This is a genomic window from Marinomonas vulgaris (assembly GCF_018145875.1).
GTDB classification, from domain to species: Bacteria; Pseudomonadota; Gammaproteobacteria; order Pseudomonadales; family Marinomonadaceae; genus Marinomonas; species Marinomonas vulgaris.
Genome location: NZ_JAGSSV010000004.1, coordinates 138,561 through 156,178 on the forward strand (window position 1 = coordinate 138,561; position 17,618 = coordinate 156,178).

Annotated in this window: 13 protein-coding genes and 1 riboswitch; of the genes, 9 read left to right on the forward strand and 4 right to left on the reverse strand. The window is 45.4% G+C overall.

Translation table 11 applies throughout. From position 1 onward, the window contains the following. Nucleotides 1-3: 3 nt before the first annotated feature. A complete protein-coding gene (gene nspC, locus J9B83_RS05320) occupies nt 4-1,101 on the reverse strand; it encodes a carboxynorspermidine decarboxylase (RefSeq protein WP_211535700.1) in 1,098 nt (365 codons plus the stop codon). 289 nt (nt 1,102-1,390) lie between these two features. Between nspC and J9B83_RS05325 the strand changes: the two genes are divergently transcribed. From J9B83_RS05325 to J9B83_RS05345, 5 genes are all read left to right on the forward strand, one after another. Continuing rightward, a complete protein-coding gene (locus J9B83_RS05325; RefSeq protein ID WP_211535701.1) occupies nt 1,391-1,906 on the forward strand; it encodes a PAS domain-containing protein in 516 nt (171 codons plus the stop codon). Between the two features lie 4 nt (nt 1,907-1,910). After that, the gene (locus J9B83_RS16000; RefSeq protein WP_211535702.1) at nt 1,911-3,389 is read left to right on the forward strand and encodes a methyl-accepting chemotaxis protein; all 1,479 of its coding nucleotides are present in this window, start codon (nt 1,911-1,913) and stop codon (nt 3,387-3,389) included. A 131-nt stretch (nt 3,390-3,520) separates the two neighbouring features. Beyond that, complete coding sequence (locus J9B83_RS05335) at nt 3,521-4,108, forward strand: NnrU family protein (RefSeq protein WP_211535703.1); 588 nt, start codon at nt 3,521-3,523, stop codon at nt 4,106-4,108. A gap of 131 nt (nt 4,109-4,239) precedes the next feature. Then, nucleotides 4,240-5,604 (forward strand): molecular chaperone, encoded by a 1,365-nt coding sequence (gene yegD, locus J9B83_RS05340; protein WP_211535704.1) that lies wholly within the window; start codon nt 4,240-4,242, stop codon nt 5,602-5,604. A 150-nt stretch (nt 5,605-5,754) separates the two neighbouring features. Next, nucleotides 5,755-5,966, forward strand: a riboswitch (cobalamin riboswitch). Between the two features lie 76 nt (nt 5,967-6,042). Then, complete coding sequence (locus J9B83_RS05345; RefSeq protein ID WP_211535705.1) at nt 6,043-6,714, forward strand: energy-coupling factor ABC transporter permease; 672 nt, start codon at nt 6,043-6,045, stop codon at nt 6,712-6,714. A 106-nt stretch (nt 6,715-6,820) separates the two neighbouring features. Here J9B83_RS05345 and J9B83_RS05350 read toward each other — a convergent pair whose 3' ends face one another. Further along, a complete protein-coding gene (locus J9B83_RS05350) occupies nt 6,821-7,702 on the reverse strand; it encodes a LysR family transcriptional regulator (protein ID WP_211535706.1) in 882 nt (293 codons plus the stop codon). A 111-nt stretch (nt 7,703-7,813) separates the two neighbouring features. Between J9B83_RS05350 and J9B83_RS05355 the strand changes: the two genes are divergently transcribed. Both J9B83_RS05355 and J9B83_RS05360 read left to right on the forward strand, forming a co-directional pair. Then, a complete protein-coding gene (locus J9B83_RS05355) occupies nt 7,814-9,010 on the forward strand; it encodes an MFS transporter (protein WP_211535707.1) in 1,197 nt (398 codons plus the stop codon). Nucleotides 9,011-9,080: 70 nt separating this feature from the next. Beyond that, a complete protein-coding gene (locus J9B83_RS05360) occupies nt 9,081-9,500 on the forward strand; it encodes a tetratricopeptide repeat protein (protein ID WP_211535708.1) in 420 nt (139 codons plus the stop codon). 62 nt (nt 9,501-9,562) lie between these two features. Here the strand turns inward: J9B83_RS05360 and J9B83_RS05365 are convergent, their stop codons facing one another. Both J9B83_RS05365 and ppsA read right to left on the reverse strand, forming a co-directional pair. Next, nucleotides 9,563-10,828, reverse strand: a complete 1,266-nt coding sequence (locus tag J9B83_RS05365) for an Lcl C-terminal domain-containing protein (protein ID WP_211535709.1) — start codon at nt 10,826-10,828, stop codon at nt 9,563-9,565. Nucleotides 10,829-11,149: 321 nt separating this feature from the next. Next, nucleotides 11,150-13,549 carry a phosphoenolpyruvate synthase gene (ppsA, locus tag J9B83_RS05370; RefSeq protein ID WP_211535710.1) on the reverse strand — a complete coding sequence of 800 codons (2,400 nt, stop codon included), beginning with the start codon at nt 13,547-13,549 and terminating at the stop codon, nt 11,150-11,152. Nucleotides 13,550-13,765: 216 nt separating this feature from the next. Between ppsA and J9B83_RS05375 the strand changes: the two genes are divergently transcribed. Both J9B83_RS05375 and rnr read left to right on the forward strand, forming a co-directional pair. After that, nucleotides 13,766-14,569 carry a pyruvate, water dikinase regulatory protein gene (locus J9B83_RS05375; RefSeq protein ID WP_211535711.1) on the forward strand — a complete coding sequence of 268 codons (804 nt, stop codon included), beginning with the start codon at nt 13,766-13,768 and terminating at the stop codon, nt 14,567-14,569. A gap of 376 nt (nt 14,570-14,945) precedes the next feature. Then, nucleotides 14,946-17,552, forward strand: a complete 2,607-nt coding sequence (gene rnr, locus J9B83_RS05380) for a ribonuclease R (protein ID WP_211535712.1) — start codon at nt 14,946-14,948, stop codon at nt 17,550-17,552. Nucleotides 17,553-17,618 lie beyond the last annotated feature (66 nt).

Here is a 17,618-nt window from a genome sequence, read left to right on the forward strand (position 1 = left end):
TGATCAAGACAAATTCTGTTCGAAATCGTTGTAATCGAATTCCCTAACGAGTTCGATGCTGCCATCCAGTTGGCGAATGGCAATCGACGGCATTTTGACGCCGTTGAACCAGTTCTTTTTCACCATGGTGTAACCGGCCGCGTCTTGAAACGACAAACGGTCACCCACTTGCAGTGTTTTATCAAACTTGAATTCACCGAAAATATCACCAGCAAGGCAGGATTTTCCGCAAATCATGTATTCATGTTCGCCATCACAAGGCGCCATTTTCGCATTTTCGCGATAAATTAATAAGTCCAGCATGTGCGCTTCAATCGAGCTGTCGACCACGGCGAGATTTTTGCCGTTAAACAAGGTGTCGAGCACAGTGACTTCAAGGGTAGTGCTTTTGGTGATGCTGGCTTCACCCGGCTCAAGGTAAACTTGGATGTCGTATTTTGCCGCGAAGACTTTTAAGCGTTGGCAAAATAGGTCGAGCGGGTAATCATCGCCGGTAAAGTGAATACCACCGCCCAAGCTGACCCATTTTACTTGCTCTATTAAATGGCCGAAGCGCGTTTCGATCAGAGTAAGCATCTCATCAAAGCGAGCAAAGTCGTCGTTTTCGCAATTATTATGGAACATGAAACCAGAGATATCGCCGATAACCGTGGCGATTTTTTCAGGATCCCATTCGCCAAGACGGCTAAAAGGGCGCGCTGGATCAGCAATTAGAAACTCTGAGGTACTGACTTGAGGATTGACCCGCAAGCCTCTCGTTTTGTCTTGGCTGATGTCTTTGAAGCGATTGAGTTGGCCAATAGAGTTGAAGATCACCTTGTCCGAGTGATCGAGAACTTCTGCTATTTCATCGTCGGCATAGGCCACGCTGTAAGCATGAGTTTCCCCATTAAACTTGGTTTTGCCCAGTTTGACTTCATACAAAGACGACGAAGTGGTGCCGTCCATGTATTCTTGCATTAGGTCGAATACAGACCAGGTCGCAAAACATTTAAGGGCGAGTAAAGACTTGGCTCCGGACTGCTGACGTACATAAGCAATTTTCTCTAAATTTTTGAGAAGGGCGGCTTTGTCGATTAGGTAATAAGGTGTCTTGATCATGGCGACCTGTCTGCGTATCAAAACGCAGTATTCTAGAGCAAAGGCAGGGGCTTTTTCTAGTTTTAACAAAAGTATTTTAGTGCTGTTTTATCGTTATTTAGGTACTGATCAGTTCGGCAAGTGTTGAGCTGAAAAAAGAGCCATTTCTAATTGCATAGTGTAATTTTCGCTCGGGAAAGGCTTATTAGCCGTTATGAATAAAAGATTTTATATCAAAAGTCTTTTTAAGATAATATCTACTTTATAAAGTGCTATTCTTAATGAAACTGTATCTGACTCGGTAGTATGTATGTCTAAAGAAATTACTTTTTTGCCCGAAGAGCTTATTGTGAGCAAAACCGATTTGAAAGGAAAAATCACTTATTCAAATCGTGCGTTCATGCGGATTTGTAACTTTCCTGAGAGCGCTTTATTAAATCAACCTCACAACTTGATTCGCCATCAAGACATGCCTAGAGGGGTATTTTATGGAATGTGGCAAGCCCTTCAGGCCGGTAATGAGTTTTTTGGTTTTATAAAAAACAGCACGTCAGATGGTAATTACTATTGGGTGTTTGCAAACGTGACGCCAGATTACGTTGGTGAACAGAAAGTAGGTTATTACTCAGTGAGACGAGTGGCGCCACCAAACGCTTTAACTGCAGTCGCAGATCTGTACAAAAAGATGAGAGAGATAGAGGCCAGCGGCGACAAAACCACGGCCGCGAAAAAGAGCTGGCAATGGCTAAACAATTATTGCCAAGAGAAAGCGGGAATGAGCTACGACGCATTTATCCTTAATCATTATCAAAGTTTCAGGCAGTAAAATAATGGCAAATAACAGGCATATCAGTAGAAACATCCCCTTTATGCAACAAAAATACGCCATCACCTGTGTGGTATTTTTTGTTCTTTCTGTGCTAATCAGCCTCGTAAATTTGTGGCAATTTGGCTTTAATTATTCCGACATTGTATTTCCTATCCTTGTTGGCATCTTTGCGGTGATTGCTTGGAATGATCACCGTAAGCCAGTTATCGCTCTTAAAACCATCAAGAGTACGCTAGATGAGGCGAAGCTTGGCAACACTCATATTCGTGTGACCGATACAAAGGGTCTTGGTGAAGTGGGTGAGGTGGCGTGGGCGCTTAACGATTTTTTAGACATAGTAGAAAGCAGTTTTAAAGAATTATCGAACAGTTTTTACGCCACAAGCAACAGGCACTTTTACCGAAAAGTACTGACTGACGGTATGCCGGGTGAGTTTGGCAAAATGATGAAAAACGTCAACGTAGCTATTAAAGGCATGGAAGATGCGGACAATTTTTCTCGTCAAAATAAATTATTAAGCCAACTTCACAGCCTAAATACTTCTAATTTGCTGGTTAACTTGAAAAACAGTCAATCCGATTTGAGTTTATTATCATCAAAAATGGACGACGTATTAAACATTGCATCGGAAAGTCGAGACGGTGCTGAAAAAGGTCGAGAAAGCGTTTCTAGTTTACGTACTTCGATAGGAGACGTTAACGAGCGCATGGCCAGTGTGGAAGTGAGCGCCCATGAGCTAGAAGAGCAGAGCCACAGAATCGCCGACACCGTTAAACTCATCAGCGACATTGCAGAGCAAACCAATTTGCTTGCCTTAAACGCCGCTATTGAGGCGGCAAGAGCAGGTGAAGTTGGCCGAGGTTTTGCGGTTGTTGCCGATGAAGTGAGAAATCTCGCCACACGGACTCGATCGTCAACGGAAGAAATCAGTGATGTTATAACGGAGCTAAGAGCCCAAATTGACACCATGGTCACACAAACACTGACGGTCAGTAAGCAAACCAAACAAATTGGCGGCGAAATTGATACTTTTCACAGTAACTTTGACGATGTAGCGACCGCCTCCCAATCTACTATTACCCTGATGACCCAAACCAAGGACCGAGCTTTTGCATCGCTTGTTCAGCTTGACCACGTGATTTACATGCAAAACGGCTACATAGGTTTGGAAAGTAACGGTCAAGGCGCTGAAGCAGAAGCCACCCAAGTCGATCACTTCAATTGTCGATTAGGAAAATGGTACTACGAGGGTGTGGGTAAAGACGCCTTCAATCATACAGCCGGCTATCGGGAGTTAGAGGCTTATCATGCGCGAGTGCATAAGCGTGTTCAAGCGGCCATGTCCTTGGTCAAAGGGGGTTGGATGAACGATGATGCCGTACTGGATGAGCTTGTTGAGAATGTGCGTGATGCAGAAGAAGCCAGTAAAGGCGTGATGTCTTGTATCACGAATATGGTCAGTGATAAGCATTATATGTAAGTCTTTTACACAGAGTAAAAATAGCCAATACAGGAATTGTATTGGCTATTTTTTTGTTTGTAGTTCATAAACCTATTCCCTAGTAAATGTTATAAACTCGGTGAAAAATCAAAGTTAAGGAAATGTTTGGTATGTTGGTGTTAGTAATTGGTTTGGTGATTTTCTTTGGTGTGCATTCGATTCGTATGTTTGCCCCACAATGGCGAGAACGAGCCATGGCTCACGACGGGGCACTGCGTTGGAAGTTACGTTTTGGCATGATTACTTTAATTGCCACAGGTTTTATTGTGATTGGTTATGCACAACTGCGCCTTGCGCCAACTTGGCTGTGGTTTCCACCTATATGGACACGTCACTTATCGGCATTGTTGATGCTGGTGGCCTTGTTCTTTGCTGGCTCGGCCTTCATTCAAAATACGACGATGAAAAATAAAATGGGCTATCCATTTTTAATTTCTATAAAAGTGTGGACCTTGGCACATCTGTTGAGCAACGGCACCTTGGCGGATGTCATACTTTTTGGCAGCTTCTTAGTGTGGGCGATTATCGGCTTTGCTGTATACCGTCGTCGTGATCGTAAAATGGGCGTGGTATACAAAACATCGGAAGGCTCAAGTTTGCTGCCTAATGTCGTCGCCCTAGTGTTTGCTGTTGTGTTCTGGGTTTTGATTGCCTTTCATTTACACCAAGCTTTGATCGGTGTGCCGGTGTTTTTATAACGCTTTATGTTTGATTTGAGAGCGCCCGACCGATGGTATCGATTGGGCGTTTTTTTGGCGATGGCTTTTGTTGAATCTTGTATTCTGCTATCTTTCGCGCCCCTTTTCTTGGTGATATCAGGTAGTAATAAATGATTTGTGGATTTGATTACGGCACATCGAACTGTGCGTTAGGTACGGTACAGGATTCAGAAGTGCGTTTGGTGGCCCTAGAAGGCGAGCATGCTTTTTTGCCATCGACCTTGTACGCGTTAGATCGTGACCTAATCACTGAAGCGGTTGGTCGCAATATGACCGGTCTTGATACGCGTCAATCCTTTGCTCATCTTAGGCAAAACGCGTTAACGCGAGCCAAGCGTGCCCGTTACGAAGAAGACATTGCCGATGAGGATCAAACCGTCTTTTTCGGCCGTGCCGCGTTTGAAGAGTATTTTCAGTGGCCGGAAGAAGGTTACTTTGTGAAATCACCCAAGTCCTTTTTGGGTGGGACAGGGTTGCGCGCCGAGCATATTCATTTCTTTGAAGACATTGTCACCTTGATGATGCAAAACATTAAGCAAAAAGCCGAGAAGAGTTTAGGGGCCGATATCACCCACACTGTTATTGGTCGTCCGGTGAACTTTCAGGGCTTGGACGCTGAGGTCAGCAACCGTCAAGCGTTGGAAATTCTTACCACCGCGGGCAAGCGAGCGGGTTTTAAAGAAATCGAATTTCTTTACGAGCCGATTGCCGCGGGTTTGGATTTTGAAGTTAAGATGACCGATAACAAAACCGTGCTGGTGGTCGATATCGGTGGGGGAACAACCGACTGTGCCATGGTGCGAATGGGACCGGGTTACGTCAAAAAAGACGACAGACGCAGCGACTTTTTAGCGCACACTGGTGAACGAGTCGGTGGGAACGATTTAGACATTCAAATTGCCGGCAAACATCTGATGCCTTTGTTTGGTATGGATTCTTTGTTAAAAACCGGTTTACCTATGCCGACGCAAATGTATTGGAACGCCATTACCACCAATGATGTGTCGGCGATTGCGACATTTAATAGCATGGAAACCAAAAACCAGATAGCGCAAATGCGTTTAGACGCTGCTCAGCCAAAATTGATTGAGCGCTTTCTGCGCATGCGTGAAGAAAAGCATAACTACCACATAGTACGAAGTGCCGAAGAAGCTAAGATTGCTCTGTCAGATGATCAAGAGCACCAGGTTTTATTGGATTATATAGAAACCAATTTAAACACAAGTATCAGTCGTGATGCCCTAGCGCACTCCATTGCGTCACCACTGGAAAAAATGCTGAACTTGATGATGACCGCCATTGCGCAAGCAGGGGAAAAACCAGACCTAATCTATATGACGGGCGGCTCGGCAAAATCCCCTGTAATCCGCCAGGCGATTCAGCAACGCATTGGTGATATCCCCGTGTTAGATGGAGATCACTTTGGTAGCGTCGCAGCAGGATTAACGGTTTGGTCTGAGCGTCTTTTTAGGTAGGTTATTTAGCTACACACTATCTGACAATGAATGAGTCTCTTCTTTGCATGAAATGCGTTGTATTGCTCATAAGTATTTCTTCTACTTACATTGCTTAACATTATGTAAAGCCTTACTCTTCATATCTGTGATAGGTGGCCAATTAAGCGACTTATCCATTCTTGTAAAGGTGCTCTTTGTTGAGTGAAACGGGAAACAGGTACAAGCCATGTCTCAATTCCTGTGCTGCCCCCGCAACGGTAGATCAATGATGTGTTTGTTCTTATTGCCACTGTCTTAGTATGGGAAGGAATAAGTGCCGTAAAACACAGTGTTAACCCACATTGATGAGCCCGGAGACCGGCCTTTATTATCCGATTTTTATAGGCAACCCTTGTCTAAGAAGTCATTAAATCTGAATCATACGGGTGAGTATGATATCTATTTTGGAGGCACATTGTGCATATTGAACCAGGCGTTGTAGACGGCGCAAAAATTGTTTTGAGTTACGCCACCGCGTTGGCGGCTTTTGGATTTTCCGCAAAAGCGTCCATCGAGATGATTAAAAAAGACGGCATGATGTCGTTGATGGGGCGCAGCGTTTTAACGACCTTATTGGTGTTTGCTTTTTTTGAAGTGCTTCCTCATCAAGCCGTCGGCGTGTCGGAAGTTCATCTGATTTTAGGCTCAACCTTGTTTTTGATGTTTGGGCCGGCGGCGGCGTCTATTGGTCTGATATTGGGGTTACTGACTCAAGGGGTGTTCTTTGCACAGTTTGACTTACCTCAATATGGCATGAATGTGACCACTTTGCTGTTGCCTTTGTTTACGATGTCTGCGATTGCACGTCGCACTATTGCGGAAAATACCGCGTATGTAGACATTTCCTACAAGCAAGCTCTGCAACTTTCTTTGACCTACCAAGGTGGCATTGTGGCGTGGGTGGCTTTTTGGGCTTTTTACGGACAAGGCTTCGGTGCTGAAAACCTCACTTCCGTGGCAACGTTCGGTGTTGCTTACTTGAGCGTTGTTCTGCTTGAGCCTGTGTTGGATCTTGCGGTACTGGCCGGGGCGAAAAGCTTACAGCGTTTTAAAGCGTCTTCTTTGTTGGAACGTCGCTTGTTTCACTGATCATCGCGTGTTTTGAATAAACAATGAGAACCCAGATGACGGATGCGTCATCTGGGTTTTTTATGTGTTTCTTATGGGTTAACGGCAAACACTAACTGGCAAATCATTACGCATGGCGTTGACTGTGTTCAATAACGAAATCGAGAAACGCACGATTCGCCATGGACAAGTAGCCGTCTTTTCGCCATGCAATGCCCAGATCGAGCCAAATAGGCGGATCAAAAGAGCGTGTAATGAGTTGGTCGTCTTCTTCAATCACCATGGCGAGTAGAGTCGACACACCAAAACCTTGCTGGGTAATGGACTTAATCAGGGGGATGAGATTGGTTTCAAAACCAATTTTTGGCGTGCGTTTACAGACTTTGGCTAATTTATCGACAATGCGTCGGTGGAAGAACCCCTCTTTAAACATCACCAATTCTTCATCAAAAAATGCCTCGGGCGATACTCGCTCTAATGCGCTAAAAGGGTGATCGGTTGCTATGGTCACCAGCATTTCTTCTCGCAATAAGGCTTGGGTTTCTAGGCTGTCTGGTAGGGTTTCGGCAACGATGACGCTAAGGTCCAGTTCGCCGCTTTCGAGCATTTTTTGCAGTTGCCAAGTCCCCCCTTCAATGACTTTTAGCGTCAGAGTAGGGTATCGGTGACGAAACGCCATCAAAATGGGCGGAAAGTAATAAGACCCCAACATGCTGGGAATGCCCACACGGACTTCCCCCTGGCTCAGCCCCTTAAGTTCGCTCATTTCGAGTAAAGCATCGTCGGTGGCTTGTAGGATTTTTTCGGCGTGCACTAACAACTTTTTGCCTTCATCCGTGAGGCCAATATTGCGATCGGCACGATGAATCAAGGTTAAGCCCAAATCTTGCTCTAATTTCTTGATCGCCATGCTGACCGCTGGTTGAGCAACGCCCAATTGCAGTGCGGCCTTGGTAAAACTTTCGGTTTTCGCGATGGCGATAAAATAGCGCAGTGGCTTAATATACATCAATAACCCTTATGGTTTGAATAAGATAGATATATTTTATTGATAAATTGCGCGCGAGTATAGTGGCATCATTGTTTTCATCTTGTTTGGGTTTATCCCTATGGAGTCGTTGTGATCGAAGTGGGCAGTAGCGTTTTTTGGCGAGGCACCTTGGCGCTGGTCATCGGGTCTTTTATGATTTTTGCCAATGTGTATGTGACGCAGCCCTTGTTGCCGATGATCGCCAATGAATTTGCGATCACGCCGCTGCAGGCCAGTGGCAGCTTTACCATTACGACGCTGACGCTGGGTATTTCCTTACTGTTTTATGGGCCGATTTCCGATGCACTAGGACGTAAAGGCATCATGGTGATGACCATGGTCGGCATCACCTTGACCACGTTTGGCTTATCTCTAGTACAAAATTATGAAACCTTGTTGGCGTTACGTGGCTTACAAGGTTTTTTCCTTGCTGGATTGCCCGCCATTGCGGTTGCTTACTTGGGTGACGAATACACTCCAGAAGCCTTGCTGGTGGCAGTGGGTTTGTACATCAGCGGAAACACGTTAGGTGGCATTGGAGGGCGCTTAATTGGCGGCTTTGTCGGCGAGTGGCTTGGCTTTTCGGCGGCGTTTAGTGTGATGAGTGTGCTCAGTTTGATGTGTTTATTGGCGTTCTTCTTTTTGCTTCCTAATTCTCAACACTTCGAGCCTAAGCCCTTGCGAGTCGGTCATATCGTATCCAACATGAAAAGCCATTTGCAGAATCGTCGTTTGCTTAGCTGTTATTTTATCGGAGGTTTTAGCTTTTTTATTTTTATTAACCAATACAGCTATGTGACCTTCGTACTGGAAGCGGCACCGTATAATTTATCGGCAAAATACGTGGGATTGTTATTTCTTACCTACTTGTCGGGCACTTTGGGGTCGGCGATTTCAGGCAAGCTGGCAAAGCGTTGGAGCCAGCCGACCATCATGATACTGGGTACAGGGATTTTTATGCTGGGCTCTTTGGTGACTCTTGGCGATTCATTGTTGGCGATTATTTTAGGTCTTTTGGTCAACTGCTTTGGTTTTTTCTTATGTCATTCGACCACCAGCGGCTTTGTGAGCCGTAATGCAACACACGCTAAAGCCAGCGCCTCGTCTTTGTATCTGGTGTTTTACTATCTAGGGGCCAGTTTAGGTGGCTTTTATCTCGATCCGTTCTGGCAAGCTGATGGATGGCGTGGGGTGATTATGGGCTCTTGGCTGATACTGGTATTGGTTGTTATCGCTGAATTGGGCTTAATTCGTAGCCACAACAAGTCCAACCTAGTGACACAATAAACTGTCATAACGGCGCGGTTAAAACTAACATAGGCATTAAATTTCGTTTAACGCCTATGTTGAGTACATTATGAACACCAAAATCTATAAAGAAGTACTGTTTCTTGCCAAAGAATTGATGAGTTGCGCTCACAAAAAAGACCAAGCTGGTTTTGATGGTTACTATCAAGAGCTGACCGAGTTGTGCCAAGAAAACGACGGCACTGACAAAGATCATCCTGTGCAGTGGGAAACCCTTGGTGATTTTACCGACGATCTAGAAGAAGCGATTGTGATCTACGATAAAGCGCTTGCAAGAGCCTTAGCGATCAATTCAAAAGATTATCTATCGTCTGTTGGCTTTTCGGCGGCCACGCTCAAAAAAGAGCTGGGCGATACCGACGGCGCGATTGCGTATTTAGAGCAAGCTAAAATTCACAGTAATAAAATCATCGACAAACAACTCAAAGCGGAAATTCACGATTTACTCACGTCACTTAAGGCGATCTAATGTGTTGCCTTCGTGAGATTCGTCACGAAGGCAACAAGACAGCTTTTTTACAACTTGATGGTCTAATTAATAGAGCGAACCATCAAGGTGTAGTTTTTCGTCATGACCAGATCGGCCGCATTTTCAGATGCCATCTCGTAATCCTCTGGTGTACCTGATTTAGGATCGCTGCGCTGAGCACCCGCACCGTGCCAGTCGTAGTAGGTTTGAGCGGAAGAGTTCTTCTTACTAAATGCCTTACCAAATGAAATGTAATCCGCAGAATATTTAAAATCACCTTGTGTGGTACTAGACCATACCCACATAGGGTCTGCCACAGTGTTTTCACTGCTTAAGGTGAAAACGTTGGTATCTATAGCCGGCCAGCCGTTTACACTACCTTCGTATTTCACAAGGCTTTGCAGTTCTTTAATATTGGGCAGACGCCAATCTGAATAGCCAGCCAAGGTAGAGTTTTCAGCATAGGCTAAAGACGCTTGCCAATCTCTACGAGTGCCATCGTCGGTCTGTTGCCACATGAGGTCAGTGGCTTTATCACTGACTGTACCATTGTTGTTATCCACAAACTCTGACACGCCATAGACGTTTTCTTCGCCACGAGTACAGCGCACAAAGTTTCCTGGTGCAAAGACTCCCGAGTTGTTGGTGCCGAAGATATAACCAGTTTCATAGCCTTTGATATGACCATCGGCGAAATTAAAGCCAAATGCCGCATCAACGTTTTGCGTGTCATGCAAAGGTCCCATTGGGTACTTAGTGATTGACCAGTATTGTCCTATGTAGGCCATTCTATGGTCGTACTGAAAATCAAAATATTGCGTGTCTATGTAAGGCGTATTTTTGGTTTTGTCTCTTGGGTCAACAATTTCACCGCGAAAATCAGCGATAGAATACAGTTCTTTTATCGTGGGTAAGCGCCAATCCTGATAGCCGGCGACGGTTAAATTTTGGCAATAAGCAATGGCTTGATCATAAGAGTGGTGCTTGAAGTCAGGTGTTTTTTGCCACATCAATCCAGTGTTTTTATCGGTGATGGTTTGGTCACCATTGTTTGTAAAAGCATTTTGGACTCCCTGATATTGCGCGTCTTGTCCGTACAGGGCGTCGCCTATGCTTGGGCAATTGATGGTATTGCCATCATTATCGTAGCAGTTTTCTTGCTGAGTATCTGTTAACACATACCGAACGGAAGGCGTCGATTTGTCTAAGGTCGCCATAGAAGCAGAATGAGTTGAATTTGCTTCGCTAACTTCATGACATCCTGACAAAAATCCCAATGACGCAGTGAGTGGGATAAAGAGAAGGTACTTGTACGGTAATAGTTGCATGTTAGCCTCGTGGACATGTTTGATAAATACATATCTTGCTAATACTAAAACGTATATTAGAGCTAAATATGGAGAAAGTGATGTTTTTTTAATATTTATGCTTCTTTAAGTGCGCCTTGATTGATGTAAAGGGAATACGTTGTAAAAAAACAAAAAAAAGCCTCGCAAAGCGAGGCTATCAAACTAGGGAGTGACTCACGATAAGGTCACGCGCTGTGCTGACACAGCATTCTGATTCAAGTATATGCCTTTCAGCACACGCCTGAGATACAGCTGGGTATATGATTGGGTCGTTTAATCGACCCAATCATATCTTTGTACTTAAATCACTTGGTCTTTCTGATCCGCATTTTTCAACACGTCGTCTAGGTGCAACCAGGTTTCAACAACCGTGTCTGGGTTCAATGACATACTTTCGATGCCTTGCGCGACCAACCAGTCAGCGAAGTCCGCATGGTCAGAAGGGCCTTGACCACAAATGCCCACGTACTTGCCTTTTTCACGGCACGCTGTGATGGCCATTTTTAATAACTTCTTAACCGCTGGGTTACGCTCGTCGAACTTATCGGCGATCAATCCAGAGTCACGATCCAAGCCAAGGGTTAGCTGAGTCAAATCATTAGAACCAATGGAGAAACCATCGAAGTATTCCAAGAACTCATCGGCTAACAGGGCATTGGATGGCAGTTCGCACATCATGATGACTTTCAGACCATTGACGCCGCGTGCCAAGCCTTGTTCTGCAAGCAGTTCAGTGACTTGTTGCGCTTCTTCAAGGGTGCGCACAAATGGGATCATGATTTGTACGTTGGTCAAGCCCATGTCGTTGCGTACGCGACGAATCGCTTCACACTCCAAGGCAAAACAATCACGGAAAGAATCGTCGATGTAACGCGCCGCGCCACGGAAGCCCAACATTGGGTTTTCTTCATCCGGTTCAAACAAAGGCCCGCCCACAAGATTGTGGTACTCGTTGGATTTAAAGTCAGACAAGCGAACGATGACCGGTTTTTGCGAGAAAGAACACGCCAAGGTTGCAACACCTTCAACCAACTTGTCGACGTAAAACTCAACGGGGCTGTTGTAACCGGCGATACGGTGATTGATTTCTTCCTGTAGCGCTGGTGTCATTTCTGCGTAGTTCAACAGGGCTTTCGGGTGAATACCAATCATGCGGTTGATGATGAATTCTAAACGCGCTAAACCGATGCCAGCATTTGGTAGCATTGCGAAGTCGAAGGCACGGTTTGGGTTACCGACGTTCATCATGATCTTAACCGGAAGCTCTGGCATATTGCCCACTTCTGAGGTGATCACATCGAAAGGTAATGCGCCTTCGTACACAAAGCCCATGTCGCCTTGAGCACAAGAAACAGTGACTGTTTGGCCATCTTTTAATACGTCTGTGGCGTCGCCACAACCGACGACAGCAGGGATGCCTAATTCACGGGCAATGATCGCCGCGTGGCAAGTACGTCCGCCACGATTAGTGACAATCGCAGAAGCACGCTTCATGATGGGTTCCCAATCTGGGTCGGTGATGTCGGTCACCAAGATGTCACCTGGCTGGATACGATCCATGTCTGCGATAGAAGACAATACTTTTACTTCACCAGAGCCGATCTTATGACCGATAGCACGACCGGTAATCATCACCTGAGAGGTTTTCTTCAGGTTGTAACGTTCCATGCTTTGCGCGTTGCCTTGGCTACGAACCGTTTCTGGACGCGCTTGAACAATGTAAATTTTGCCGTCAATGCCATCTTTTGCCCATTCAATGTCCATCGGACGTTGGTAATGCTTTTCGATGATGCAAGCTTGACGCGCTAGATCTTCAATTTCTTCGTTGGTTAAAGCGAAACGATTCTGATCGTCTAAAGCAACAGGGACAATTTTGACGAATTCGTCATCGCTGCCGACTTCTGCGTATTCCATTTTTTGAGCTTTGCTGCCTAGGCTCTTACGCACAACAGCAGGGCGTTCAGCGGCTAGGGTGGGCTTGTGAACATAGTATTCATCTGGGTTAACCGTACCTTGAACAACCATCTCACCAAGGCCATAAGCGGCGGTAATGAAGACCACTTCGTCAAAACCAGATTCCGTGTCCAGTGTGAACAAAACACCAGAGGCGCCAATATCGCTGCGCACCATTTTTTGAATGCCTGCAGACAAGGAAACGCCTTGGTGCTCAAAACCTTGGTGAACACGGTAAGAAATAGCGCGGTCATTAAATAAAGATGCAAACACGCGCTTAATAGACGCTTTTATATCAGCTAACCCTTTCACGTTAAGAAAGGTTTCTTGTTGGCCGGCGAAAGACGCGTCTGGCAAATCTTCCGCTGTCGCCGATGAGCGGACGGCAAAAGAAGTATCGTCAGCGTTGTCTTCGCATAAAACAGCGTAAGCGGCTTCGATTTCTTGGTCGAATTCTGCTGAGAAAGTGGCGTCTTCAATCCACTGACGAATTTGAATGCCGGTTTGTGCTAAAGCTTGCACATCGTCTACATCTAAAGCATCCAATGTTTGGTGGATTTTTTCGTCCAGACCACTTTCTGTAATAAAGCTTTGATAAGCATAGGAGGTGGTTGCGAAACCGTTTGGTACTTGAATACCAAGGTCTGTCAGGTTGGAAATCATTTCACCCAAAGAGGCGTTTTTACCGCCAACTTCACCGACATCTTCCATATGAAGATCTTTAAACCACTTTATAAACTTGCTCACAAGAGACTCCAGTTTTTTATAAATGAATAGCAGAAATCGTTTTAATTTGTTTTTTTACGTTTGGTTCCAATCAAGATCACACACTTGTCAAAGTGCTTGATCTGGGTTCATTGTATGTAGGCGGGTTACTATGAATAAAATCGATTATTCGATGTAGTTTTATTTCAATCGAAAAAACGAATGTCGTTAGATAACAACAAAATAGAGGCGTTTTTCATGAAAATATATTTTGTCTCGGATGGGACAGCGATCACCGCAGAAGTGTTTGGTTTGGCCATGTTATCGTTTTTTGATGTGGCCGTAGAAACCAAAAGTGTGCCTTTTTTGAGCACAAAAGATCAGGCGGAAGGACTAAAGCAACAAATTAATTTAGAGGTCAAAGACGCCGCCGGTTTGATGGTGTTTTATACTATTTCTGATGTGGCCATTCGCGAAATCATCGAGTCATCCGATTGCCATTGTTACAATGTATTTGGCGATTTATTGTCGCCCATCGAGCAGGCATTGGGAGTGAAAGCGCAACCAACAGCGCAAAAAGCCCACGGCATGAAAGAAGGTATTTACGATGGGCGTATGGATGCGATCAACTATGCTCTGGCCAATGATGACGGGGCTTCTGTGAAAAACTTCGCTGAAGCCGACATTATTTTGCTAGGCGTGTCGCGATCAGGCAAAACACCGACCAGTTTGTACCTAGCGATGCAATATGGCATCAAGGCAGCAAACTATCCGATTACCGAAGATGACTTCTCTTCGCCTGGTTTGCCAAAGGTATTGAAAGAGCACAAGAAAAAGCTCTTTGGCTTAACCATTGAGGCCCAGAGATTGCATGAGATTCGCACAGGGCGCATGGCGGCGAGCAAATACGCTTCGGCTCGACAATGTCGTTATGAAGTAGATGAAGTGGAGTCTTTGTATCGTCAAGAGCGCATTCCTTTTATAAATTCCACCAAATTGTCGGTGGAAGAAATTTCCACCAAAGTGATGGCTGAGATGAATTTAGTACGTCATAGGCAGTAAGTGGCCAGAGTGTATATATCGAATAATTCGATATATACATCTTTCTTGCCCAAAATTTAGACAAAAATGGAATAAAAATATCTTCTTTAGTTCAAATCTGACTGATCTGTTTTTATAAAACGGTCATTAATACCATCAGAAATGAGGGTTTTGTTGTGTAATTACCAAATACCCGTTGGGTAAGTGTGTAGATAATGCTTAGAGTCGAGCGAATATGCAGAGTATTACAAGAATATGCTCTATAATGTCGATAAATTGAACGCGCAAGAGTCGTCAGATGTGACACACGAACGATAAGCGCGCACTTCCTAATGAGGCCTTTTTAGAATGAAATTGATTGAGGGTACCTCATTAAAAAACCAAGGATAAAAACACATTGAGTAAAAAAATTAACGATCCCCATAAACAACGTGAAGCCTCTAAGTACGATAACCCCGTACCAAGCCGTGAATTCATTTTAGAGTTTCTTGCCACACAAAATAAAAGCATGGGTCACTTTGATCTATGTGACGCGTTTTCACTGACCGGTGAAGACGAAATCGAAGCCCTTCGCCGCCGTCTCATTGCTATGTGCCGAGACAACCAAATGACCAGTAACCAAAATGACGAGTACACCCCGATTTTAGAAAGTGACCTAATAGAAGGCTACGTTCAGGGTAATAAAGAGGGTCATGGTTTCTTGTTGCGTCAAAACGACGACGATATTTTTTTGTCCGCCCGCCAAATGCAAAACGTTATGGATGGCGACAAGGTCAAAGCCCGCTTGTCTGGTCGCAGTGTAAAAGGCCGTTTAGATGGTGTTGTGGTTGAGGTTATAGAGCGCAAACACAGTCAGCTTGTAGGTCGATATTACGAAGAAAGTCGCGTGGCTTTTGTGACGCCAGAAAACCCTCGAATTGCACAAGACATTTTAATCACCACAGAATCTGGCCTAACACCGGCTCATGGGCAGTATGTATTGGCTGAAATCGTCAGCTACGCCGAACGCGGCAAACCCGCTCAAGGCTTGGTGAAAAAAGTGCTGGGCGATTTTATGGCGCCAGGCGTTGAAATCGAAGTGGCGATGCACCGTTACGAGATCCCAAATGCTTGGCCTGCCGCCGTTGAAAAGCAGATCAAACAATTTAACACCGAAGTGGCCGACGAAGACAAAGCTCATCGTGTGGATTTGCGTGACACACCGTTTGTCACCATAGACGGCGAAGATGCACGAGATTTTGACGATGCCGTGTATTGTGAAAAAACACCTGGTGGCTGGAAATTGTTCGTCGCCATTGCCGATGTGTCCCATTACGTGAAAAAAGACACCGCCTTAGACGAAGAAGCCATTGTTCGTGGCAACTCGGTGTATTTCCCTGGTCGCGTGATTCCTATGTTGCCAGAAGTGCTGTCTAACGGCTTGTGTTCCCTTAATCCAGATGTGGATCGTTTGGCAATGGTGGCAGAAGTTTCTCTGACAACCAAAGGCAAAATGCGCGGCTTTAAGTTTTACGAAGGCCTGATTCGCTCCCATGCCCGCTTGACCTACACCAAGGTCGCGAAAATGATCGCTGCTGAACCGGAAGAGCAGGGCCTTGAGCTGCGTGAGCGTTATGCGTCCATCGTGTCACATATCGACGACTTGAGCGGTTTGTACAAAGTGTTGAAAGGCGCCCGTGATGAACGGGGTGCGATGGAGTTCGATACGATAGAAACGCGCATGGTGTTTGATGAAAACTCGAAAATTGAACACATTATTCCAGTAGAGCGAAACGACGCCCATAAGCTAATCGAAGAATGTATGTTGTGCGCCAATGTGGCGGCTGCAGAATTATTGATCAAAGCTGATTTACCGGCTTTGTTCCGTGTTCACGAGGGGCCAAAAGACGATCGATTACTGACTTTGCGCACCTACCTTGGTTTGCTCGGTTTAGAATTGACTGGCGGTACTAAACCAACGCCAGCGGATTATGCGGCGTTATCAGAGACCATTAAAGACCGCGCCGACGCGCGTAGCATTCAAACCATGATGTTGCGCTCCATGTCACAGGCGGTGTATCAGGCGGATAACTTAGGTCATTTTGGTTTGAATTATGAGGCTTATACGCATTTTACCTCGCCGATTCGCCGTTATCCTGACTTATTAGTACACCGTGCGATTCGTTATTTGATTCGTGGTGAAGGTCGCCCAACGGTGCGCCAAGCCCATCGAGTGGCGGGCAGCCCAGAATTAAAACAGCGTAAGATTTATGGTTATGATCATGCTGATATGGATGGTTTAGGAGATTCTTGTTCCTTAACCGAGCGCCGTGCCGACGAAGCGACACGCGACGTGGAAGCCTGGTTGAAATGCCAATACGTAGAGCAACATCTTGGTGATGCCTTCGATGGCGTTGTGACCGCTGTAACCTCGTTTGGTTTGTTTGTTGAGTTACAAGGTTTGTTCGTCGATGGTTTGGTGCATATTTCTGGGTTGGGACAAGATTACTTTGTTCACGACATGGAGCATCAAGCGATTATTGGCGAGCGTACCGGAAAAGTCTTCCGTTTGGGAGACAAGCTAAAAGTGCGCGTGGCCAGCGTTAATTTGGAACAGCGCAAAATTGATTTGAGCCTTGATGAAGCGGCGGCGCGTCCAGTGCGCAAAAAAGTGCAGCGCGACGACCAAACCGAGTTAGAAATGCAACTGGCTCAGTTACCGCCGATTGAATTAGGTGGTCGTCCGAAAGCGAAAAAAACAGCGGCGAAAGCCGAGAGCGATAAATCTAAAGATGCTAAGCCTCTAAAAGAAGGGAAAGTGGGTAAAGAGGGAGAGGGTAAAGAGTCAGACGGAAAGGCGAAGAAAAAGCGCCGTCCGCCTATTTCCAAAGGTAAGCGAATTCGCCAGAAGAAAACCGCTTCTGCGGCGAACGCCAGTGGCAAGCCAGCATCCGCTGCGGCTAAGAAGCCAAAAAAGCCGAAAAAAGCCAAAAAGGCGAACGCCAAACCGAAAGCAAAAGATTGATCTCACTTGATCTTTCAAGCGTTTGAATGACACATAAGTTAGATAAGTAGAAACAAGGGGGCGTAA